Source organism: Acidimicrobiales bacterium (assembly GCA_025455885.1).
GTDB lineage: Bacteria > Actinomycetota > Acidimicrobiia > Acidimicrobiales > Acidimicrobilacustridaceae > Rhabdothermincola_A.
Map to the genome: position 1 here is coordinate 109,646 of JALOLR010000004.1, position 20,298 is coordinate 129,943.

The following is a 20,298-nucleotide window of genomic DNA, read 5'->3' on the forward strand; positions in this document are numbered from 1 at the left end:
TCTACCATCGTGGGGTGGCGACGGCGACGAAGGCGACGGGACGGGGCCCCCGGGCGGCACGCACCCGCGAGACCGAGGACCGGATCCTCACCGCGGCGCTCCAGTCCTTCGGGGGTCGCGGCTTCGAGGCCACCTCCCTCGACCAGGTCGCCGCCGAGCTCGGCGTCACCAAGCAGACGATCCTCTACCACTACCCGTCGAAGGCGGCGCTGCTCGACGCGGTCATCGACCGGGCCACCGCCGACCTGATCGTGACGTTCGACGCCACGCTGGCCGCCGCCGGACCCGGCTGGGATCGCGTCGAGGCGGTCGTGCGCGCGGTGTTCCGCCTCGCCCTGCGCCGGCCCGAGCTGCTCGGGCTGCTCCGCGAGGTGAGCCGGCTCGGTCCGCCGTCGGCGACCCGCGTCGCCGAGAACCTCGACGGGCTGGTGCGCCGGGCCCGGGCGTTCCTCGAGGCGGAGATGGACGCCGGCCACGTCCGCCGCAGCGACCCCGGGTTGTTGTTGGTCTCGGCCTACTCGACGGTCATCGGCGTGGCCACCGAGGTCGAGGTGTTGCGGGCGGTGGGCATCGAGCCCACGCTGCGCACCACCGTGCGGCGCCGCCAGGAGCTCCTCGCGTTCCTGCGCTCGGCGCTCGTCCCCTGATCCGAGCCGCTCCGCGATCCGGCGCCGACCGGCGGGACTCAGGCCATCGGCACCTCGACCCGCACCGCCTCGATGCACCCGGCGCGCATGGCCGTCGTCTTGGCCGGGTTGGTCGATCGGCCGGTGCACAGGAACAACGTCCGTCCGTCGGATCCCCCCAGCGCGCACGAGTACACGGAGCGGTCGCCGGTGGGGATCCAGGCGACGATGCCCTCGTCGACGTGCACGCGCATCACCCCGTTGTAGACCGGGTCGGCGATCCAGAGCGCCCCCTCGGCGTCGAGGCAGATGCCGTCGGGCACGTTGGGTCGCAGGTCGGCCCACACCCGGGGGTTGCTGAGCGAGCCGTCCGGTTCGAGGTGGTAGGCGGAGATCCGCTGGCCGAAGGTCTCGGCCACCAACAGCAGCGGGGTGAGCTCGTGGGGGACGACGACGGCGCCGTTGGGGAACAGCAGTTGCTCGGCCACCACCCAGGCCTCGCCGTCGGGCTCCACGCACACCATGCGGGCGCCGGCCGGCTCGTCGCCCCGCTCGGCGTCGTAGCCGTAGTTGCCGATGTAGGCCCGCCCCTCGCCGGTCACCACCATGTCGTTCCAGGGGTGCAGCGAGAACCGCTCGAGGTCGCAGACCTCGGTGAGCCCGTCGTCGTCGAGGCGCAACAGGGCGTGGTCGAGCATCGAGACGACGAGCAGACGCCCGTCGGGGAGCCACCCGAGGCCACCCGGTTGCTCGGTCATCCGGACGACCGGCTCGGCCTGGCCGTCCTCGGTCATCGCCCAGACGCGGCCGTCGTGCACGTCGGAGAACCACAGGCGGCCGTCGTGCCACCGGGGGCTCTCGGGGTAGGCGAGGCCGTCGAGCACGACCGAGGGCTCGCCGGGTGCCCAGGTCATCGGGGCAGTGCCCTGCGTCGGTGGCGTTCGAGGGCCAGTCCGAGGAGCTCGTCGAGCAGCGCCGGGTAGGGGAGCCCCGATGCCGTCCAGAGCTTCGGGAACATCGAGATCGGGGTGAACCCGGGGATGGTGTTCATCTCGTTGAGGAGGAACCCCCGCCCCGGATCCTCGAGGAAGAAGTCGACGCGGGCCATGCCCGAGCCCCGCATCCCGGTGAACACACGACAGGCCAGGTCGCGCACCCCGTCGGCGTCGGCGGTCGAGAGCGGGGCCGGGACCCGCAGCTCGGCGGCGCCGGTCGCGTACTTGTCGTCGTAGTCGTAGAACTCGGCGCCCGGCACGATCTCGCCGGGGACCGACGCCCGCGGGGACTCGGTGTGGCCGAGCACGGCCACCTCGATCTCCCTGCCGGCCACCCCTTCCTCGACGACGAGCCACTCGTCGTGGAGGAGCGCCGCCCGGAGCCCTGCCTCGAGTCCGTCGACGTCGGTGACCCGGGAGATCCCGATCGACGAGCCCATGTTGGCGGGCTTCACGAACGCCGGGAGGCCGAGCTCGGCGGCGAGCTCCTCGGCCAGTCCCGGCCGGATCCGGTCCGCGGCCCCCGGGTCGACGACCTCGGAGCGGTGCAACCCGCGCCAGCGGGCCTGGGGGATGCCGAGGGCGCTCGCCATGTGCTTGGCGGCGATCTTGTCCATGGCCAGCGCCGATCCGAGCACCCCGGAACCCACGTAGGGGACCCCGGCCAGCTCCAGCAGGCCCTGCACGGTGCCGTCCTCGCCCATCGGGCCGTGCAGCAGTGGCAGCACGACCACCGCCGCGTCGCCGTCGTCGCCGGCGAGCATCGGCAGGGGGTCGACCTCGGGGCCGTCGACGGCGAGGGCGTCGGGGAGGGCGTCGACGGCCAGCGCCGCGTCACCGCTGAGGAGGGCGGCGGGGGCCGGCTCGGGCCGGACCCACGCTCCGTCGCGGGTGATGCCGATCGGCACGACCTCGAAGCGCTCCCGGTCGAGCGCGGCGATCACGTGGCGGGCCGTCACCCGGGACACGTCGTGCTCTGCGGACTGCCCCCCGAACAGCACCACGACCCGTGTCCGCGCGCCGGTCGACGGTGGGGGCGGGGGGGTCATGGGTCCCGACGCTACCGCCGCGGTGCGGTCCTCTCCGGTCCTCGTCGCTCGGTACGGTGAGGAGGTGAGGTTCACCGCCGCCGAGGTCGCCGACACCGTCGGCGGCACCCTCCACGGAGCCGACGTGGTGGTGGTGGGGGCGTCGATCGATTCCCGCACGCTCGAGCCGGGCCAGCTCTTCGTGCCTGTCGCCGGGGTGCGCGACGGCCACGACTTCGTCGCCGCGGCCGCGGCGGCCGGGGCGGCAGCCACGCTCAGCGCCCGAGGCCCCGTCGACGGCGTCACGACCATCGTCGTCGACCGGCCCGAGGCGGCGCTCACCCGGCTCGGGGCCCACGCCCGGGAGCGGCTCCCGGAGCGGGTGGTGGGCATCACCGGGTCGGTGGGCAAGACGTCGACGAAGGACCTCTGCCGCGGTGTGCTCGAGCCTCACCTGCGCACCGGTGTCAGCGCGAAGAGCTTCAACAACGAGCTCGGCGTGCCCCTCACCCTGGTGAACGTCCCCGACGACACCGAGGTCGCGGTGATCGAGATGGGGGCCCGTGGGCGGGGCCACATCGCCTCGCTGTGCGCGGTGGCGCGGCCGACCATCGCCGTGGTGACGGCCGTGGAGCTGGTGCACGCCGAGCTGATGGGCGACCTCGACGGCATCGCCCGGTGCAAGCGCGAGCTCCCCGAGTCGCTGCCCGCCGACGGGGTGGCGGTGCTCAACGCCGCCTACGACCGGGTGGCGGCGATGGCCGCGGTGACGTCGGCGCGGGTGGTGCGCTACGGCGCCGACGACAGCGAGGTCCGGGCCACCGACGTCGAACTCGACGAGGACCTGCGGGCCCGCTTCCGGTTGGCGACGGACTGGGGCGGCGCCGACGTCCACCTCGCGGTGCGCGGCCGCCACCAGGTCGGCAACGCCCTCGCCGCCGCGGCGGTGGGGCTGGTGTGCGGCATCGACGTCGCCGACGTGGCCGCCGGCCTGGGGCGTGGCGAGCTGTCCCCCTGGCGGATGGACCTGCGCACCGCGCCGGGCGGGGCCCGGGTGCTGAACGACGCCTACAACGCCGGCCCGGCGTCCACGGCCGCCGCCCTCTCGGCGCTGGTCGCCCTGCCGGCCGAGCGGTTCCACGCCGTGCTCGGCCCGATGGCCGAGCTGGGGGACGACGGTCCGGCCGAGCACCGGCGCATCGCCGGGCTGGCCACCGCGGCGGGCGTGAGGCTCGTGGCCTTCGCCACCGACGACTACGGGATCGCCCCGGTCGACACGATCGACGCCGCGCTCGAGGCGCTCGGACCGCTCGGGCCGGGGGACGCGGTGCTGGTGAAGGGCAGCCGGGTGGCGGGGCTCGAACGCCTGGCCGAGGCGCTGCTCAGCTGACGACCGGGCCGGGGTCGCCGGGGGGAGGCCGCAGGTCGGCGTACCAGACGAGGAACGTCGCCATCGCCGCGCCGATGAGCACCATCACGGTGACGTCGGTCTGCTCGACCAGCCAGCCGCCCACCAGGCCCCCGACGGGCACGGTGCCCCCGAAGGCCATCATCCACACGGCCAGCACCCGCCCCCGCACCCGGTCGTCGAGGCGCTGTTGGAGCACCGTCGACAGCGAGGTGATGGCCGCGAAGTAGCAGAAGCCGAGCAGCACGCCGATGGGGTAGGCGAGGGCCGGTCCGCGCACCAGGCCGTAAGCGGCGAGCAGCACCGCGAAGCCGGCCAGCGACACCCGCAGCACCCGTTCGAGGCTGCGGTCCGCGAAGACGGTGCCGATGGACAGGGCGCCCGCGAGGGCGCCGACCCCGAAGACCGCGTAGAGGATGCCGTAGGCGGTGCTCTTCGGGTTGATGTCGAAGTTGTCGGCGGCGAGCACCGGCATCTGGGTGAGGAACGTCAACGAGAAGAACGAGAAGAGGGCGATGGTGCCGACGGCCCGGCGGATGACGGGGTCGCGGCGCACGACCCGGAACCCGCCGAGGAGGCGGGCCACGCCGACGGGGTCGTCGGCGGAACGGGCGACCGGGGGCACGGTGATCCGGCTCACGGCGAGCACGATGAACACGTAGGTGGCGGCGTTGGCCACGAACACCCACGAGGCGCCGACGGTGGCGTAGAGGGCGCCGCCGAGCGCCGGGCCGACGATGCGCGACAGGTTCATGTTCGCCGAGTTGAGCGACACGGCCCCGCTGATGTCGCGGCGGGGCACCAGGTTGGGGAGCAGCGACGCGAACGTGGGGGCCTGCAGGGCGTTGCCGGTCCCGATGGCGAAGGCGGCCAGGAGCAGCGCCACCTCCGACGGTGCGCTCTGGGCGGCGATGACGGCCAGCACGACGGAGAAGACCATCTGCTCGACGGCCATCACGACGATCACCTTGCGCCGGTCGAAGGTGTCGGCGAGCGCGCCGCCCACCAGGGAGAACATGAGGAGGGGACCGAGGGTGGCGAAGCCGATCAGCCCGACGAACCCGGCGCTGCCGGTGAGCTCGTACGCGAAGGCGGCGAGCACCACGTTCTGCATCCAGGTGCCGACGTTGGAGAGCACCGAACCGGTGAAGACGATGCGGAACCGGGGGTTGGCCAGGGCCGAGCGCAGCGGTCCGGCGATCGGCCGGTCGCCCTCCTCGAGCGCCTCTTCGGCGTCCTCGACGACGAAGGCGGGGAGCCGGTCGTCGTCGTCGGCGGGCGGGCCGGGCGGGCCGGAGGCGTCGAGCATGGCGAGGTCAGGCTACGGGCCGCTCCCCCTCGTTGCGAAACGATGCTGTTTCGGAATTGGGGCGGGTCCGGGCCTCTGAGCCGAATGGTCGCGCGCCGGTCGGGGAACGAACCGTCGGACCACCTCACCACAGGAGATCACCATGGCCTTCGTCCTCTGGCTCATCGCCGTCGTTCTCGTCATCGCCGGGATCGTGGCGCTCGTGCGCAAGCAATGGCTGGCCGGCCTGGCCCTCATCGTCGTCGGCTTCCTCGTCGGCCCGGGGGGTGTCTCGGTCTTCGTCTGACCGGTGCCGTCGACGCCCGTCAGTCGACGACGAGTCGGGCGGCGGCGCCGCCGCGCACGACGACGCCGTCGGCGACCCCCGGGAGCGCCTTGGCGAACACGTAGCCGACCCGTCGGACGAGACGCACCTCGACCGTGCCGTCGGCTCCCACCGTGACCGTGGGCGGTTCGTCGAGGTCGTCGAGCAGGCCCTTGGCATCGAGCGAGGCGAGCACGGCGTCGTCGACCCGGTCGGGATCGACGACGTAGCCCCGCCCGGACCGCAGCGCCACCTCGTCGAGGCCGTGACCAGCGGCATCGTTGGCGGCGTCGGCTGCGGCGGCGATGAGCTCGCGTTGGCCAAGGCGGGCCACGGTGAGGTCGACGGTGATGGCTCCGAGGACGAGCACGATGAGCACGGCCGCCGGCATCAGCATCAACACGCTGCCGACGTCACGCGGCCCCCGGTGGTGGGGGCGGCGCACGCCGGGCCTCAGCATCTCGCCTCCCCGGGGAGCCCCGATCGGTAGGGGTCGACGATCTCACTCGCGCGGGCGGTGACCTCGAAGGCCTCGCCGAACCCGCCGACGAACGGGAGCGCCAACGCCGGCACCGGGTAGCTGACCGTGACCGTGGCCCGGGTGCAGCGGCTGTAGGGACGGTCGTCGGCGTGGGTGATCTCCATCTCGGCACGGTCGGGATCGCGGCCGTGGCCGGCGATCGCCGATCTCGTCGCAGCGGCGGCGAGCTCTGTCGCGATGGCTGGACCCGATGCCTCCACATAGCTGCGGACGGCTTCGCGAGAGGCACTCGTCGCCGCCAGCTTGGCGTCGACGACACCCCAGGCGTTGGCCACCAACAACGTCCCGATGACGAAGACGAGCAGTCCGAAGGCGAGCACCTCCATGCCCCCGACCTGGCCTCGATCGCCGAGTCCCCTCCCACCGATCGCCCTCCGGGCCGGCGTCACTGCGCCTGCTCGATCCGCACCGTGACGGTCCGGTCGACGAGCGCCGCCCCGGGGCCGCGCAGGGTGTTCCACAGGAAACCGGGTGGGGTCGCCCGGACCCGCAGCGCCACGGTGTCGGCGGTCGAACCCGACCAGTCCATCGTCACCTCGTCCCCGAAGCGGCCGAGGAGCCGGCGCACCTCACCCTCGGCGGCGATCCGGGCGTCCTGCTGCGCCGCCGGGTCGCCCTGCTCGACGCGTGCCCCCGCCACCCTCCTGGCGCCCTCGTGCGCGGCGTCGGTGACCACCGACCGGGTGTAGAGGCCGACGAGGGTCTGGACGGCGAAGAGCATCATGGCCAGGAACACCAGCAGCCCCGCCACCGAGCCGATCAGCCCCGTGCCGCCCTCGCCGGTCGCGGCCCGGCGTCGGCCGTTCACTCCGACCCGATCTGCTCGATCTTGTCGTTCGTGGTGGCCTCGGTCGACTTCCACATCTGCTGGAAGCCCACCCACATCGCGGCGCCGAGGAACGCCATGATCAACACCGCGATGGCCGCGGAGATCACTCCCTCGCCCCAGTCGCCGCCACAGCGCCGACGCGCTGCCCGCGGGGAGGGGCGGCGGAGGCGGGCGACGAGCGTGGCCTGCGCCCAGCTCACCCCCGCCCCCCACGATCCGACGGTGGGGTCGATGGTCGGTGTGTCCATGGTTCATCTGCCTTTCGTTGGTGGTTCGCTCGATCGGAGGACGGTCATCCGCTGGTGAAGAGGCGCATCGCCTCGACGAAGGGCACGGCGAGGAAGAGCACGCCGGGCACGAGGGTGGCGACGGTGACCGGGATCCAGACCTGTTGGCCGCGTCGCTCGATCGTCTCGACCAGCTCGCGGTGCACGTCGCCTCTGACGGTGCGGGCCTCTTCGGCGATGAGTCGTCCGAGGTCACCGGCCTCCCGGTTCAGGGCGAGCACGCCCACGAGGCGGTCCACCGCCGGGACCTGGGCGAGCGCGGCCCACTCGCGGAGGGCCGTCACCTCGTCGAGACCCTGTTGGATGCGGCTCACCACGACACGGAGGTCGGCGGCCACGGCCCCCTGCCCACGGTCGGCCAGCCGGGTGAGCGCCGAGCCCAGGGAGTAGCCGGCGCACAGGAGCATCCCGAGCTGCTCGCTCACGACCGGGAGCTCGAGGAAGATCTTGCGTTGCCACGCCGTCGACGCGTTGGAGAGCTGCTGCTCGACGAGGAGGAAGGCCAGCACCGGTGCGCCGACCACGCTCAGGGCGACGATCGGGACGGCCGGACGCACGACTGCCGTCGTCAGCACCGCGACGGCCAGTGCGCCCATCACCCAGCCCAGCTGACGGAGCCGGAACGAGGTCGGGTCGAGTGGCGAGTGGACCCGACGGAGTCGCCGACTCAGGTCCTCGGACACCCCCGCGACCCTGGCCAGATCGGCCCCGTGCTGGCGGGCGAGCGGTCCGAGGACGGCGACGACGGTGGCGCTCCAGCCGGCGCTGCCGGGGGCGGTTCGGCTCCGGGCGTCACCCCCGGGGGCGTAGGGGCGCAGCCGGTCGCGCAGAGGGATCCTGCGCACCCACCGCACCTCGCCGAGCACCAGCGTGGTGCCCAGCCACACGGCCAGCGCCGCCGGGACGAGCAGTCGCATCATCGGGGGAACACCCGCTCCTCCTCGGGGAGACGCAGGATGCGCCCCGCCCACATCCAGCACGCAGCCACCATCCCGAGGGCGACGAGGACGGCCACCTGCCCGAGCGGCGTCTGGTACGCAGTACGCCCGTTGCCGACCGAGAGCCCTGCGGCGGCCATGCCGAGCGGGACGAGCAGCACGAAGCGTCGGGCGAAGCGCACGCCGGCCTGCCGGGCCCGCGCGTCCTTGCGGTAGCGGACGTCCTGGCGTCGATCTTCGGCGAGGTCGGCAAGGCGTCGGTCGACGTCGGTGCCGCCGAGCTCGTGGGCGATGAGCAGCGTCTCGCACGTGGCGTCGCACGTCGGGTCGGCCAGACGATCCCGGAGGACGGCGAGCGTCCGTTCGAAGTCGGTCGTCAGGCGCCACTCCCGATGGGCGGCCGCGAACGCCGGTCGCAGCTCCTCCGGTCCTGCCTCGCCGACCTCGAACAGCGCCTGGGGGATCGATCGGCCGACCGAACCCGTGAGGATCCGGAGCTCCTCGATCATCCTGGGCCAGCCGTCGCGGGCGACCGCCCGGGCGGTCGCCCGCCGCCGGCGGTACCCGGCAACCGGGAAGGCGGCGGCGAGGGCCCCGCCCACCAACGCGGGACCCGGGGCTCCGAACAGCGCCATCGCCAGCGCGACGCCGAGCACGAACACCGCCCCGATCACGGCCGCGAACTCTCCTGTCGCGACCTCGCCGAGGCCGGCCTGGGCGAGCCAGTCATGGGCGCGTGCCCGCGACGTCCCCCGTGCGGTGCGCACCGCTCGCGGCCCGGGTCCGAGCCCGCTCCAGCCGAGCGCGACCGCCGTGTAGACGAGGAACGTGCCGTACCCGGCGGCGAGGGCGACGAGCGTGGGGATCATCGGACGTCGCCGTCGCCGAGGCCGTCATGGGGCTCTCCGCGCAGCATCGAGCTGAGGTCGCGTCCGGTGGCGGCGAGGGCGGCGGAGAGCCGTGCGGGCACGTTGCCGGACCACGCCAGCGGACGGTCGTACCCCGGCCGGGCGAAGAGGTCGGTGGTGGTGAAGGCGAGCGCGTCGGCGCCGCCCACCAGGTCCTCGACCGCGAGGACCTCGCGGACCCGTGGACCTCTCGGACCTCGCTCGCTGAAGACCACGAGGTCGACGGCGTCGCTGACGAGCGCCGTGAGCGCCCCATGCGGAAGGTTGCGGGCGGCCTCGGAGAGCTGTGCGAGGAACCGCAGGCGCGACAGGGCCTGGCGGGCGTTGCCGGAGTGGATGGTCGCGAAGCCCTTGACCCCCGACGAGAGCGTCAGCAGCAGGGGAAGGGCCTCACGGTCGCGGACCTCGCCGACGATGGCGACGTCCGGGGCCATTCGCAGGAACCCGGCGACCAGTCGGCGCAGGTCCACCTCCGGCCGGTCCGGTCGGCCGGGTCGGGTCTGCATCTGGGCCACGTTCGGCAACGGGGCATCGATCTCGAAGACCTCTTCGGCGATCACCACCCGCAGCGCCGGGTCGAGCTCACCGGCGCAGCACGACAGCAGCGTCGTCTTCCCCGAGCCCGGCGCGCCGGCGAAGAGCACCGAGGCGCCGGCGCGCACGGCGGCGGCGAGCACCGCGGCGACCGGGCCGCTCAGGGTGTCGCGCTCGACGAGCTCGTCGAGGCGGGTGAAGGGCACACCCGTGAACCGGCGGATGTTCACCATCACGTGTCCGCCCCGGCTGAGGTCGCCGTGGACGATGTGCAACCGCGAGCCGTCGTCGAGCTGCGCGTCCTGCAGGCCCTCGGTGGGGTCGAGCTTGCGGTGGCTGGCGGAGGACTCGTCGAGGAGCTTGGTCAGCGTGCGCGCGACGTGGTCGTCGTCGTGGAATGTCTCGTGGTGGTAGCCCGACGGCCCCGAGTGGCGCTTCACGAAGATCGAGTCCGGTGAGTTGACCTCGATCTCCCAGACGTCGGGGTCGGCGAGGAGCTCGGTCAGCGGTCCGTGCCCGACGAGGTTGCGCCACGCCCGGTCGGCCACGAGGTCCGGGTCGGCCAGCGCGTGGGCCCGTCGCCCTCTCCGCACGTCCTCGGCCCAGCCGGCCAGCTCGGCGTCGATGAGACGTCGCAACCCGTCGCGCCCGCTGTCGGAACCCATGTCGAGCTCGACGACCTTGGCCCGCTCCTGCACGGCTCGCTCGATGATCGCCAGCGGCGCCTCCACCTGGGCGTCAGCGCGCTCGGCGCTCACGCCGCACCGCCGATCGAACGGCTCCGGCGGCGCGGCGCGACGCGCTCCTCGAGACGACGCTCCGAGCGGGCTCCCGTCCTGGCGAGGACCGCTGACGCGGCCCCCGCCACCGGTTCGACGAGCGCCTTGGGAGGTGGGGCCCCGTCGCGGTGCAGCGCGTCGATCTCCCTGCGGTGGGGGAGGAAGAGCGGGCTGAGCGACGGGCCGTCGGGTCCGACGAGCTCCGCCACCGCTCGGGTGACCTCGGCTCGGCCGCGGGCCGTCCGCGGTGCTCCATTGACCACGGGTAGGAGCCGGTCGCGCTCCACGCCGTGGTCGACCAGCTCGCCGAGCGTCCGCACCAGCCGGTTGACGCCGGTCACGGACGGCCGCCCCGTGACGAGGACGACGTCGGCCGACCGGGTGAGGTGGCGGGCGAGGAGGTTGCGGTCCTCGACGTCGAGCGAGCCGGTGAGCCGCTCGCCCTCGACGTCGGCGTCCGCGTCGGCGACCACCACGGCGTAGGCCCGGCGCAGCGAGGTCGTGGCCGCTTCGACGGCGCGCGGCCGCAGCACGGTCCAGTCGCGGTGGCGGCGAAGCCCGAGCACGAGGTCGTAGCCCCGGTCCGGGCAGTGCCAGGTGAGCGCTCGGGTGGCGCTGGTATCGAGTTGCCCGGCCCGATGGGCCTCGACGAGCTCCTGGAGGCCCGGGATGACGTCGCCGGTGTCGTGCAGCGCCGCCTGGTCGGCGTGGAGCGCGGCGTCGAACAGCACGACCCGCCCGCCGTGGCCCGGTTCGGCGGCGAGGCCCTGCGCAAGTGCGGCGGCCACGGTGGACGTGCCCGACCCACCGGCGCCCACCACCGTCATCAGGCGGCCCTCCCAGGCGCCCGGCGCGGCGTCGTCGGCCAGGTCGGCTCCGCTGCCCGCCGGTCGCTCGAGGGGTGCCGCGCAGCTGCGGAGCACCGACAGCAGGGAGTCCCGGTGGACGGGGGCGTCGAGCACCGCGGCGGCGCCGAGGTCCACCCAGTCGCGGTGCTCGGGCCCGTCGGCCACCACGACCGTGGCGCATCCCACGGCCCGGGCGGCGTCGATGACATCCCGGTCGAGCCCGGGGGTGAGGTCGTCGACGAGCAGCGCCGACCAGGCCCGTCCACCGAGCAGCCGGGCCCGCACCTCGTCGAGCGAGACGCAGCGGACGAAGTCGGCCGGCAGCGATGCCGACGTGGCCCACCGGCCGACCTCGGTGAACCACGGCGCGCGGGGGCGGGCGATGCCGAGGAGGACGTAGTGCTCGGCGCTCACGACCCCACCCCGCCCCCGGTGGCGTCGGCCGCCGGCGGGCCGGCGCGGTCGCGGATCGGCGCGTCGCCGGCGGTCGTCGCCCGCACGATCGTCAGGTCGGCGACCTGGGCGGCGTGGGCCACGTCGAGCACGACGTCGCCCGACCCGAGCGCCACGGTCAGCACCAGCGTCGCGCCGCTCCCGATCGTCCCGGCGCCGCCGCTCTCGACGTCGATCACGGTCGCGTCGGGGGCCAGGACCGACGTGTACGCGTCGGGCCCGCTGCCGAAGGTCGCCAGGATCGCCACCGACTCGCCGCGCTGCAGCTTGCCGTCGAGCGCCCGCTCCCGCTCCACCGGAAACGAGAACTCGTGAGCCGGCGCACGGGTTCGACCGTCCGTCACGACCGCGCTGCGCTGGACGAGCTCGTCGGTCTCGAGGGGTGCGATCGTCACCGCGCCGACGAGCTCGTCGGCGGATGCGAACACCGCGGCAGCCGTCCCCGCCGGCAGCTCCACCGGTCGGGTGGTCAGGTCGCTCGGGGCGAGCCGGTGGCCGGCCGGGATCGCCGACCGCGCGACGACGGCCTCCCGGCTCGGCGCCGAGCCGGCACCGGTGGTCGCCGCGAACACGGCGACCATCGCACCGGTGACCAGGAGGCCGCCGACCACCGCCCGTCCACGGGGGAGGCCGCGGCCGGCTCGGACCGGCCGTCGTCGGCCGACCGCCTCGGACGGGTCGTCGGTCGGGGTCGCCGGGCTCGCCGCCGATGAGGGCGTGCGAGGTCCGGCTCCCCGGAGGGGGAGCTTGCCCATCGTGTCTCCTGTTGATCCCGCTCGGGGCGACGCCGCCATTCCTCGTCGCCGATCGGGACGCACCGTAGAGAGGTGTGACCTCCCGCACAAGGGCCCCCCTGCCCGTTACGCGGGAAATGAGCCGAACGGCCCGTGCTCGGACGCTCAGCCCGTGTTGCGCAGCCCGCTCGCCAAGCCGTTGGTGCAGAGCATGAGCGCCCGGTCGAGGCCGGCGTCGGGAGACCGCCGGGCTCGGTCGAGCAGCTCGACCTGAAGGGCGTTGAGGGCCCGCAGGTTGCGGTTGCGCACGTCGAGGGTCCTGCGCAGCAACGGGTGCCGCGTGAGGAGGTCGTCCGCGTCCAGCAACCACAGCACGTGCTCGAGGGTCCGGTCGTGCTCCTCCCGGATGCGCTCGAACACGTGGTGGGCGTGCGGTGGCGTCAACCGCTCGACGTACCGGCGGGCGATGCCCAGGTCGGTCTTGGCGAGGGCCATCTCGACGTTGGACACGAACGTGGGGAAGAAGTGCCACTCGGCGAGCATCCGCTTCAGCTCGGCGTCGTGCCCCGCCCGACGGGCGGCGGCGAGGCCGGTGCCCACCCCGTACCACCCGGGCACCACCTGGCGGGACTGGGTCCAGCCGAACACCCAGGGGATCGCCCGCAGATCGCCGAGTCCCGCGTCGCGTTCGGTCGCCCGGCGCACCGGCCGCGATCCGATGTTGAGCCGGCCCATCACCTCCATCGGCGTGGACGAGAGGAAGTACTCGACCATCTCGGGCAGCTCGATCAGCTCCCGGTAGGCGACGTGCGCGGAATCGGACACCAGCGTCATCACGTCGTACCAGTGGTCGACGAGATCCAGCGGATGGCGCGACGTGCGGTGGCCGAGCGACGCCCGCACCGTCGCCGACAGGGCCAGCTCGAGGTTCCGGCGGGCCAACGCCGGTATCCCGTACTTGTCGGAGATGACCTCGCCCTGCTCGGTGATCTTGATGGCGCCGTCGAGGGTGCCGAACGGCTGGGCGAGGATGGCGGCGCCGGTCGGACCACCACCCCGGCCCACGGTGCCGCCGCGGCCGTGGAACAGCCGCAGGTGCACGCCGTGGGCCGCCGCGACGTCACGCAGCGAGCGCTGGGCCCGATGGATCTCCCAGAGCGAGGTGGTGATGCCCCCCAGCCGGTTCGAGTCCGAGTAGCCGACCATCACCTCCTGCACGTCGCCCCGGGCGGCCACGAGGCGGCGGTAGGTCGGGACGGAGAGGAGAGCGTCGAGCAGGGGGCCGGCCTCGCGGAGCTCGTCGACGGTCTCGAGGAGAGGGACGACCCCGATGCGCGCCAGGTCGCAGTGGGGGTCGACGAGCCCCGCCTCGCGGGCGAGGACGACCACCGCGAGCAGGTCGTCCACCCCCTTCGTCATCGACACGATGAAGCTCTCGACGATCTCGGGGCCGTAGCGGTCGAGCGCGACGCGGGCCGCGTCGAAGACCCCGAGCACGGTCTGCACCGTCTCGGGGAAGACCGCCGCGCGCGGCGACAGCGGGCGACGCCGGTCGATCTCGGCGACCAGCAGCGAGGTCCGCTCGTCGCGGGGGAGCCGGTCGTAGGGCCGGTCGAGCTCCCCGGAGGCGTCGAACAGCACGGCGAGCGCGTCGTGGAGGAGCCGGGCGTGTTCGCGCAGGTCCATCGTCGCCATGCTCAGCCCGATCGCGCCGGCCACCCGGAGGGCGCGGAGCACGACCGCCTCGACCGACGCATCGCCGGCCTCCCGAGCGGCGGCGAGCAGCACGCCCAGGTCGTCGAGGAGGTCGTCGCCCGACGCGTAGTCGAGACCCGGCCGGTGCCCGGCACCGGTGGACGCCCGGCTCCGGGTGTTGCGGAGGCGCTGGCGGATGTAGGACCCGGCGAGGCGATAGGGCTCGTGGGCATCGAGCTCGCCGAACGTCCGGTCGACGTCCGGCATCGCGTCGCGACCCCGCTCGATGAACGCCGCCAGCACGGGCGGCGTGCCCGTGATCCGGCTCGACACGCTGAGGTCGTCCACCAGCCGGTCGATCACGTCGAGCTGCACCGCGGTCGCCTGCTCGACCTGCTGGGCGAGGAGGTCCAGGGTCACCTCGGGGGTGACGAACGGGTTGCCGTCCCGGTCGCCGCCGACCCACGTGCCGAAGCGGAGGGGGGCCAACCGGTCGGGAAGTGCGAGGCCCTGCTCGTCGCTCAGGGCGGCCAGGTCGTCGGCGAGCACCGGCAGCACGTCACGGGCCAGCGACGTGAGGAAGAACAGGTTGTTGGCCGCCTCGTCCCGGGGCGTGGGCTTGGTGTGGTGGAGCTCCTCGGTCTGCCACAACAGATCGACCACCTCCGCCACCCGCCGGTCGAGGCGTCGGGCCTCGTACACGTCGAGGCGGGGATCCCCCCTCCGCTCCATGAGTTCGGCCACCTGGTGGCGCTTGGCCAGCACCGACCGGCGCTTCGCCTCGGTGGGGTGCGCCGTGAACACCGGTCGCACCTCGAGCCGTGCCAGCAGCGCCTCCACCTCGCCGCGGGGGACGCCGTCGGAGAGGAGGTCGGCCACCGTGTGGCGCAGCGACCCCCGGTAGGTCCGGGCACGGGCAGCCAGCTCGTCGGCCCGGTGGACCTGCTCGGCGATCGTCGAGAGGTGGAAGTCGGTGGTGAGGGCGCGGGCCAGGACGATGGCCGCATCGGAGTCCATCGAGGCGATGAGGGCGGCCAGCTCGTCGCCGGCGTCGTCACCGCGGTCGGCAAGGTCGCGCACCGCCTCCACGAGGTCCACCACCGCCCGGCCCTCGTGGCGGACGATCGTCTCGGCCAGTGCATCGGCCAGGAACGAGACGTCGTCATCGAGGTCCGCGTGGTCTGCGGGGGAAGGCGACCGACCCGCCGCCTCGTCGCGCCGCATCCCTGGCGCGACGGGCGGGGCTTCCATGTCCGAACGCTACCGAGGCCCCCGACGTCGTGGCCCGCGGCGACGGCGGCGCCCATCGCTCCCGCAGGCCCGCGAGGTGTCCCGAGGAGGATCGGGAGGCACCGAAAGGCATCCAGGTGCGGACGTGCGGGACCTATGCTGTGCCGATGGCGCTCCCCCCGGTCACCTGGATGTCGAGCGGCGAGGCCGCCGACTACCTCGGCATCACCACCAGAACGCTGTACAAGTTCATCGACGACGGCTCGTTGCCCGGCTATCGGTTCGGTCGGGTCATCCGCCTGAAAGCCGCCGAGGTCGAGGCCTTCGTCGAGTCGCGCCGCATCGAGCCCGGCACCCTCGAGCACCTCCACCCGGAGGTGGCCGAGCACTGAGGTCGCCTAGGGCGAGGGGAGCACGGAGGTCGCCTAGGGCGAGGGCCGGGTGGTGACCTCGTCCGTCGCCCCCAGGTTCACGTAGGCGATGTCGGAGTTGTCGAGGCGCACGACGGCGACGCCGGCGGAGGCCGAGACCAGCGAACCCCCGAAGGTGGTGCTCCCCGAGGTGACGACCACCCAGTCGCCGGGTTGCGCGGCGGCGAGCACGAGTCGCTCGAAGCGGCTCGACGTCGACGGGTCGGCCTCCCCGGGGACCGGCGACGACGAGACCGTGCGCAGCGCGGAGATCGCCGCGAGGCGCACCGCCAGCCACTGGCGGGTCTCCAGGCGCAGCACCGCCGCATCGGGCCCCACCAGGCGCACCCATCCCCGGTGCTGCACCCCGGAGCGCATCATCAGCCCCACCGGCTCACCCCGGCCGGCGAGGTCCGTCAACACGCCCGGGAGCGTGGCCTCCTCGGCGGCTCGGGACCGCTGCTCGGCCACCTCCGCCCGGCTCCGGGCGGCGTCGTCCACCCGGACCTCGGCCAGCCACCGGTCGAGGTTGGCGTCGTCGGGCGGAGCAACGTCGTCGGGGTCGGTCATCGGGTCCTCCGTGGATCGGCGCAGGCGTCATCCTGGCACCGGCCGCCCATGGTGCGAACCGGCGCCCGAACCGGCGGCGGTCCGCCCTACGATGTGGAGGCGATGGCCGACACCCAGGTCAAGATCAACGTCCCCGGCAATCACCTGATGGTCGGCCTCCTCGGCGAACGGGACGAGCTGCTCCGTCTCGTCGAAGCGGCCTATCCCGGCGCGGTGGTGCACGTGCGGGGCAACGAGATCTCCGTCGACGGTGTCGACGCCGAGCAGGTCGGCCGGCTCTTCGACGAGCTCGTCGTGCTCCTCCAGCAGGGCCACGTCCTCGAGGAGGCCGGCGTGCGCCGCAGCATCGACATGGTCAAGGCCGACGAGCGGCCCTCCGAGGTGCTCACCGCCGACGTGGTCCGCGGCGCCAAGGGGCGGGTGGTGCGCCCCAAGACCAGCGGTCAGAAGCGCTACGTCGACGCCATCCGCAACAACATCGTGACGTTCGGCGTCGGCCCCGCCGGTACCGGCAAGAGCTGGCTCGCCGTGGCCATGGCCGTGCAGGCGCTCCAGGCCAAGCAGGTCGACCGGATCATCCTCACCCGGCCCGCGGTCGAGGCCGGCGAGCGCCTCGGGTTCCTGCCCGGCGACCTCATGGCCAAGGTCGACCCCTACCTGCGACCCCTCTACGACGCCCTCTACGACATGGTCGAGGCCGAGGGCGCCCAACGCCTCCTCGACCGGGGCACCGTCGAGGTGGCGCCCCTGGCCTTCATGCGGGGCCGCACGCTCAACAACAGCTTCATCATCCTCGACGAGGCCCAGAACACCAGCCCCGAGCAGATGAAGATGTTCCTCACCCGCATCGGCTTCGGCTCCAAGTGCGTCGTCACCGGCGACACCACGCAGGTCGACGTGCCCGGCGGGCGCAGCGGCCTCCTCGGCCTCGAACCCGTCCTGGCGGGCATCGACGGCCTCGAGTGGGTCCGCCTCGGCGCCGCCGACGTCGTGCGGCACCGCATCGTGCAGGACATCGTGAACGCCTACGAGGCCCACGCCGCCGCCGAGTCCCCGTCGTCCACCTCCGGTGGGCCTCGATGACCGACCGCCCCCCGAGTCGGCGGCGGCGCCGCCGCGGACCCGGAGGAGGAGAGGTGACGGTCTTCGTCGCCGACGAACAGGACGCCCACCCCGTCGACGCGGCGCGCTGGCAGCGCCTGGCCGCCCTCGTGCTCGACGACGAAGGCGTCGAGGGGGAGTGCGAGCTGTCGCTGCTGTTCGTCACCGGCGACACCATCGCCGAGCTCAACGACCGGTTCATGGGCCACGCCGGCCCCACCGACGTCCTGTCGTTCCCCATCGACGGTGAGGCCAACCCGCCCGGGCGCTGGCCCGACGGCGGCGGGTCGGGGCCCGATCGCCACGACGACGACCCCGACGCGGTGCCGCTCCTGCTCGGCGACGTCGTCATCTGCCCTGCCGTCGCGGCCGCCAACGCCCCCGCCCACGCCGGCAGCTACGACGACGAGCTGGCCCTCCTCGTCGTCCACGGGATCCTGCACCTGCTCGGCATGGACCACGCCGACGACGCCGAACGCGCCGTCATGCAGGACCGCGAGCGGCGGCTCCTCGCCGCCCACCACGGTCCCCTCGCCGCCGATCCCTGGGTGCGCACCGACGCCGGGGCGTCCGCCGGCGAGACCGGGGCGCGGGCGTGACCACCACCGTGCTCGCCCTCACCACCTCCCAGGCGGTGATGATCACCGCCATCGTCGTGCTGTTGCTCGTCTCGGTGTTCCTCGCCCTCGCCGAGACGGCCCTCACCCGCATGACCCGGACCAAGGCGGTGGCGCTCCTCGAGGACGAGCGCCGCGGCGCCAAGCGGCTCCTGGAGCTCGTCGCCCACCCCGAGCGCTTCCTCAACGTGGTGCTGCTCGTCGTGCTCGTCGCCCAGCTCGTGCAGGCCACCCTCACCGGCATCGTCTCGGCCCAGCTCTTCGGGGCGTGGGGCGTGGCCGTGGCGACGTTCCTGAACGTGGTGGTCGTGTTCGTGCTGGCCGAGGCCGCCCCCAAGACCTGGGCCATCGAGCATCCCGAGCGGGCCGCCCTCATCGCCGCCCCGCCCGTCTCCGCCCTCGCCCGGTTCGGCCCCTTGCGCCTCCTGTCGCGCGGGCTCATCGGGCTCACCAACGTGATCCTCCCCGGCAAGGGCCTCAAGGAGGGCCCGTTCGTCTCGGAGGAGGAGCTGTTGGCGATGGTCGACGTCGCCGTCGAGGAGGAGGTGATCGAGCGCGAGGAGCGACAGCTCATCAGCCAGATCATCGAGTTCGGCGACACCATCGTCCGGGAGGTCATGGTGCCCCGGCCCGACATGGTCACCGTCGACACCGACTTCCGGGTGGCCGACGTGATGGAGGTCGTCCTGCTGAACGGCCGCAGCCGCATCCCCGTGCTCGGCGAGGGCATCGACGACGTCGTCGGCGTCGTCACCGCCAAGGACCTCATGCGTGCCGAGCGCGACGGCCGGGCCGACGAGCCGGTCCTCGCGTTCGTGCGGCCCGCCGAGTTCGTCCCCGAGACGAAGCGGGTCGCCGCGTTGCTCCCCGAGATGCAGGCCCGGACCTTCCACATGGCGATCGTGGTCGACGAGTACGGCGGGACCGCCGGGCTCGTCACCATGGAGGACCTCATCGAGGAGCTCGTGGGGGAGATCGTCGACGAGACCGACCGCGAGGAGCCGATGGTCGAACCGCTCCCCGGGGGTGCGGTGCTGGTCCAGGCTCAGATGGGCATCGACGAGGTCAACGACCTGCTCGGCCTCGAGCTCCCCGAGGGCGACTGGGACACGCTCGGCGGACTCGTGTTCCACCTCGCCGGCCACGTGCCCGCCGAGGGCGAGGTCGTGGAGGCCGACGGACGCCTCCTCCACGTCGAGCGGGTGAAGGGACGTCGCATCGCCACGATCCGCGTCGACCCCGCCCCCGGGCACCGCCACACGGGCGAGCCCGGGGTCGACGATCCCGCCGGTCGCCGGACCTCGGCGTGAAAAGCGGCTTCGCGACCTTCGTCGGGCGCCCCAACGTCGGCAAGTCCACGCTCCTGAACGCCGTCCTCGGCACGAAGGTGGCCATCACCTCCGACAAGCCCCAGACCACCCGGTCCCAGATCCGCGGGGTGCTCGAACGGCCCGGCGCCCAGGTGGTGTTCGTCGACACGCCCGGCATCCACAAGCCCCGCACGCTCCTCGGTGAGCGTCTCAACGCCACCGCCACGGAGGCCGCCGGCGGGGTCGACGTGGTGTGCCTCGTCGTCGACGCCACCGCCCCGATCGGCCCCGGTGATCGCTTCGTGGCGGGGCGGGTGCCGGCCGACGCCATCGTGGTCGTCAACAAGACCGATGTCGCCTCGGCCGACGAGGTGATGAGCCAGCTCGCTCGCGCCGCCGAGCAGCTCGACCGCTCCGCCTACTTCCCGGTCTCGGCGCTCACCGGCGCGGGCGTGCCCGCCCTCGTCGACGAGATCGTGGCCCGCCTCCCCGAAGGCCCCGAGTGGTACCCGCCCGGCACCGTGACCGACGTGCCCGAGGCGTTCCACGTGGCCGAGCTGGTCCGCGAGCAGCTGCTCGCCGTCACCCACGACGAGCTGCCCCACTCCATCGCCACCCGCGTGGTCGAGTGGGAGTGGCCGCGCATCCGGGTCGAGATCCTCGTCGAGCGCGACTCCCAGAAGGGCATCGTGATCGGCCGCAAGGGCGCCGTGCTCAAGCAGGTCGGCACCGCGGTCCGAGAGCAGCTCCAGCCCGGCGCCTACCTCGAGCTGTTCGTGAAGGTCGACAAGGACTGGCAGCGCCAGGCCCGCGCCCTCGACCGCCTGGGCTTCTGATCGGCGAC

General features: G+C 73.5%; 22 protein-coding genes. 8 read left to right on the plus strand and 14 right to left on the minus strand.

Going from position 1 to position 20,298, the window contains the following annotated elements:
• Positions 1-14 precede the first annotated feature (14 nt).
• Positions 15-647 carry a TetR/AcrR family transcriptional regulator gene (locus MUE36_04805; GenBank protein MCU0310247.1) on the plus strand — a complete coding sequence of 211 codons (633 nt, stop codon included), beginning with the start codon at positions 15-17 and terminating at the stop codon, positions 645-647.
• Positions 648-685: 38 nt separating this feature from the next.
• Here the strand turns inward: MUE36_04805 and MUE36_04810 are convergent, their stop codons facing one another.
• Both MUE36_04810 and MUE36_04815 read right to left on the minus strand, forming a co-directional pair.
• Positions 686-1,540, minus strand: coding sequence for an SMP-30/gluconolactonase/LRE family protein (locus MUE36_04810; protein ID MCU0310248.1), 855 nt, complete (start codon positions 1,538-1,540; stop codon positions 686-688).
• Complete coding sequence (locus tag MUE36_04815) at positions 1,537-2,670, minus strand: D-alanine--D-alanine ligase (protein ID MCU0310249.1); 1,134 nt, start codon at positions 2,668-2,670, stop codon at positions 1,537-1,539. The genes MUE36_04810 and MUE36_04815 overlap by 4 nt, the downstream gene beginning before the upstream one ends.
• Positions 2,671-2,734: 64 nt before the next feature.
• On the opposite strand from MUE36_04815, the gene murF reads away from it, so the two are divergent.
• The gene (gene murF / locus MUE36_04820; GenBank protein ID MCU0310250.1) at positions 2,735-4,039 is read left to right on the plus strand and encodes a UDP-N-acetylmuramoyl-tripeptide--D-alanyl-D-alanine ligase; all 1,305 of its coding nucleotides are present in this window, start codon (positions 2,735-2,737) and stop codon (positions 4,037-4,039) included.
• Here murF and MUE36_04825 read toward each other — a convergent pair.
• Entirely contained in the window at positions 4,032-5,366 is a 1,335-nt protein-coding gene (locus MUE36_04825; GenBank protein ID MCU0310251.1) for an MFS transporter, read from the minus strand. The two genes, murF and MUE36_04825, sit on opposite strands and share 8 nt — an antisense overlap.
• A 142-nt stretch (positions 5,367-5,508) precedes the next feature.
• Here MUE36_04825 and MUE36_04830 point away from each other — a divergent pair, with 142 nt between their 5' ends.
• Positions 5,509-5,652, plus strand: a complete 144-nt coding sequence (locus MUE36_04830) for a GPGG-motif small membrane protein (protein ID MCU0310252.1) — start codon at positions 5,509-5,511, stop codon at positions 5,650-5,652.
• A gap of 19 nt (positions 5,653-5,671) precedes the next feature.
• On the opposite strand, the gene MUE36_04835 is transcribed toward MUE36_04830, so the two are convergent.
• From MUE36_04835 to ppc, 10 genes are all read right to left on the minus strand, one after another.
• Positions 5,672-6,130, minus strand: a complete 459-nt coding sequence (locus tag MUE36_04835) for a hypothetical protein (GenBank protein MCU0310253.1) — start codon at positions 6,128-6,130, stop codon at positions 5,672-5,674.
• Positions 6,124-6,537 carry a hypothetical protein gene (locus MUE36_04840; GenBank protein MCU0310254.1) on the minus strand — a complete coding sequence of 138 codons (414 nt, stop codon included), beginning with the start codon at positions 6,535-6,537 and terminating at the stop codon, positions 6,124-6,126. The genes MUE36_04835 and MUE36_04840 overlap by 7 nt, the downstream gene beginning before the upstream one ends.
• Before the next feature lie 59 nt (positions 6,538-6,596).
• On the minus strand, positions 6,597-7,019 hold the full coding sequence (locus MUE36_04845) for a hypothetical protein (GenBank protein MCU0310255.1): 423 nt from the start codon (positions 7,017-7,019) through the stop codon (positions 6,597-6,599).
• Complete coding sequence (locus MUE36_04850) at positions 7,016-7,288, minus strand: hypothetical protein (protein MCU0310256.1); 273 nt, start codon at positions 7,286-7,288, stop codon at positions 7,016-7,018. The genes MUE36_04845 and MUE36_04850 overlap by 4 nt, the downstream gene beginning before the upstream one ends.
• A gap of 44 nt (positions 7,289-7,332) precedes the next feature.
• Positions 7,333-8,247: a type II secretion system F family protein gene (locus MUE36_04855; GenBank protein MCU0310257.1), complete on the minus strand. Its 915-nt coding sequence runs from the start codon at positions 8,245-8,247 to the stop codon at positions 7,333-7,335.
• Positions 8,244-9,134, minus strand: coding sequence for a type II secretion system F family protein (locus MUE36_04860; protein MCU0310258.1), 891 nt, complete (start codon positions 9,132-9,134; stop codon positions 8,244-8,246). The genes MUE36_04855 and MUE36_04860 overlap by 4 nt, the downstream gene beginning before the upstream one ends.
• A complete protein-coding gene (gene tadA, locus MUE36_04865; GenBank protein ID MCU0310259.1) occupies positions 9,131-10,465 on the minus strand; it encodes a Flp pilus assembly complex ATPase component TadA in 1,335 nt (444 codons plus the stop codon). Before tadA ends, MUE36_04860 begins: the two co-directional genes overlap by 4 nt.
• On the minus strand, positions 10,462-11,748 hold the full coding sequence (locus MUE36_04870; protein MCU0310260.1) for a hypothetical protein: 1,287 nt from the start codon (positions 11,746-11,748) through the stop codon (positions 10,462-10,464). The genes tadA and MUE36_04870 overlap by 4 nt, the downstream gene beginning before the upstream one ends.
• Entirely contained in the window at positions 11,745-12,398 is a 654-nt protein-coding gene (locus MUE36_04875; GenBank protein MCU0310261.1) for an SAF domain-containing protein, read from the minus strand. The genes MUE36_04870 and MUE36_04875 overlap by 4 nt, the downstream gene beginning before the upstream one ends.
• Positions 12,399-12,686: 288 nt before the next feature.
• The gene (gene ppc, locus MUE36_04880; protein MCU0310262.1) at positions 12,687-15,467 is read right to left on the minus strand and encodes a phosphoenolpyruvate carboxylase; all 2,781 of its coding nucleotides are present in this window, start codon (positions 15,465-15,467) and stop codon (positions 12,687-12,689) included.
• A 146-nt stretch (positions 15,468-15,613) separates the two neighbouring features.
• Here ppc and MUE36_04885 point away from each other — a divergent pair, with 146 nt between their 5' ends.
• Positions 15,614-15,838 carry a helix-turn-helix domain-containing protein gene (locus MUE36_04885; GenBank protein ID MCU0310263.1) on the plus strand — a complete coding sequence of 75 codons (225 nt, stop codon included), beginning with the start codon at positions 15,614-15,616 and terminating at the stop codon, positions 15,836-15,838.
• Positions 15,839-15,871: 33 nt separating this feature from the next.
• On the opposite strand, the gene MUE36_04890 is transcribed toward MUE36_04885, so the two are convergent.
• Entirely contained in the window at positions 15,872-16,426 is a 555-nt protein-coding gene (locus MUE36_04890) for a hypothetical protein (protein ID MCU0310264.1), read from the minus strand.
• A 102-nt stretch (positions 16,427-16,528) separates the two neighbouring features.
• Between MUE36_04890 and MUE36_04895 the strand changes: the two genes are divergently transcribed.
• The 4 genes from MUE36_04895 to era are packed head-to-tail and all read left to right on the plus strand — an operon-like array spanning position 16,529 to position 20,290.
• Positions 16,529-17,509 (plus strand): PhoH family protein, encoded by a 981-nt coding sequence (locus tag MUE36_04895; protein ID MCU0310265.1) that lies wholly within the window; start codon positions 16,529-16,531, stop codon positions 17,507-17,509.
• 53 nt (positions 17,510-17,562) lie between these two features.
• On the plus strand, positions 17,563-18,126 hold the full coding sequence (gene ybeY / locus MUE36_04900; protein ID MCU0310266.1) for an rRNA maturation RNase YbeY: 564 nt from the start codon (positions 17,563-17,565) through the stop codon (positions 18,124-18,126).
• Positions 18,123-19,454 carry a hemolysin family protein gene (locus MUE36_04905; GenBank protein MCU0310267.1) on the plus strand — a complete coding sequence of 444 codons (1,332 nt, stop codon included), beginning with the start codon at positions 18,123-18,125 and terminating at the stop codon, positions 19,452-19,454. The genes ybeY and MUE36_04905 overlap by 4 nt, the downstream gene beginning before the upstream one ends.
• Positions 19,451-20,290: a GTPase Era gene (era, locus tag MUE36_04910; GenBank protein MCU0310268.1), complete on the plus strand. Its 840-nt coding sequence runs from the start codon at positions 19,451-19,453 to the stop codon at positions 20,288-20,290. Before MUE36_04905 ends, era begins: the two co-directional genes overlap by 4 nt.
• Positions 20,291-20,298 lie beyond the last annotated feature (8 nt).

Bases quoted from the DNA above. Each gene is read 5' to 3' on its own strand.
- MUE36_04890 (MCU0310264.1), bottom strand. From the start codon at position 16,426: ATGACCGACCCCGACGACGTTGCTCCGCCCGACGACGCCAACCTCGAC.
- MUE36_04885 (MCU0310263.1), top strand. From the start codon at position 15,614: ATGGCGCTCCCCCCGGTCACCTGGATGTCGAGCGGCGAGGCCGCCGAC.
- MUE36_04825 (MCU0310251.1), bottom strand. From the start codon at position 5,366: ATGCTCGACGCCTCCGGCCCGCCCGGCCCGCCCGCCGACGACGACGAC.
- MUE36_04895 (MCU0310265.1), top strand. From the start codon at position 16,529: ATGGCCGACACCCAGGTCAAGATCAACGTCCCCGGCAATCACCTGATG.
- MUE36_04815 (MCU0310249.1), bottom strand. From the start codon at position 2,670: ATGACCCCCCCGCCCCCACCGTCGACCGGCGCGCGGACACGGGTCGTG.
- MUE36_04835 (MCU0310253.1), bottom strand. From the start codon at position 6,130: ATGCTGAGGCCCGGCGTGCGCCGCCCCCACCACCGGGGGCCGCGTGAC.
- MUE36_04830 (MCU0310252.1), top strand. From the start codon at position 5,509: ATGGCCTTCGTCCTCTGGCTCATCGCCGTCGTTCTCGTCATCGCCGGG.
- MUE36_04840 (MCU0310254.1), bottom strand. From the start codon at position 6,537: ATGGAGGTGCTCGCCTTCGGACTGCTCGTCTTCGTCATCGGGACGTTG.
- MUE36_04810 (MCU0310248.1), bottom strand. From the start codon at position 1,540: ATGACCTGGGCACCCGGCGAGCCCTCGGTCGTGCTCGACGGCCTCGCC.
- MUE36_04860 (MCU0310258.1), bottom strand. From the start codon at position 9,134: ATGATCCCCACGCTCGTCGCCCTCGCCGCCGGGTACGGCACGTTCCTC.
- ppc (MCU0310262.1), bottom strand. From the start codon at position 15,467: ATGGAAGCCCCGCCCGTCGCGCCAGGGATGCGGCGCGACGAGGCGGCG.
- MUE36_04855 (MCU0310257.1), bottom strand. From the start codon at position 8,247: ATGATGCGACTGCTCGTCCCGGCGGCGCTGGCCGTGTGGCTGGGCACC.
- MUE36_04850 (MCU0310256.1), bottom strand. From the start codon at position 7,288: ATGGACACACCGACCATCGACCCCACCGTCGGATCGTGGGGGGCGGGG.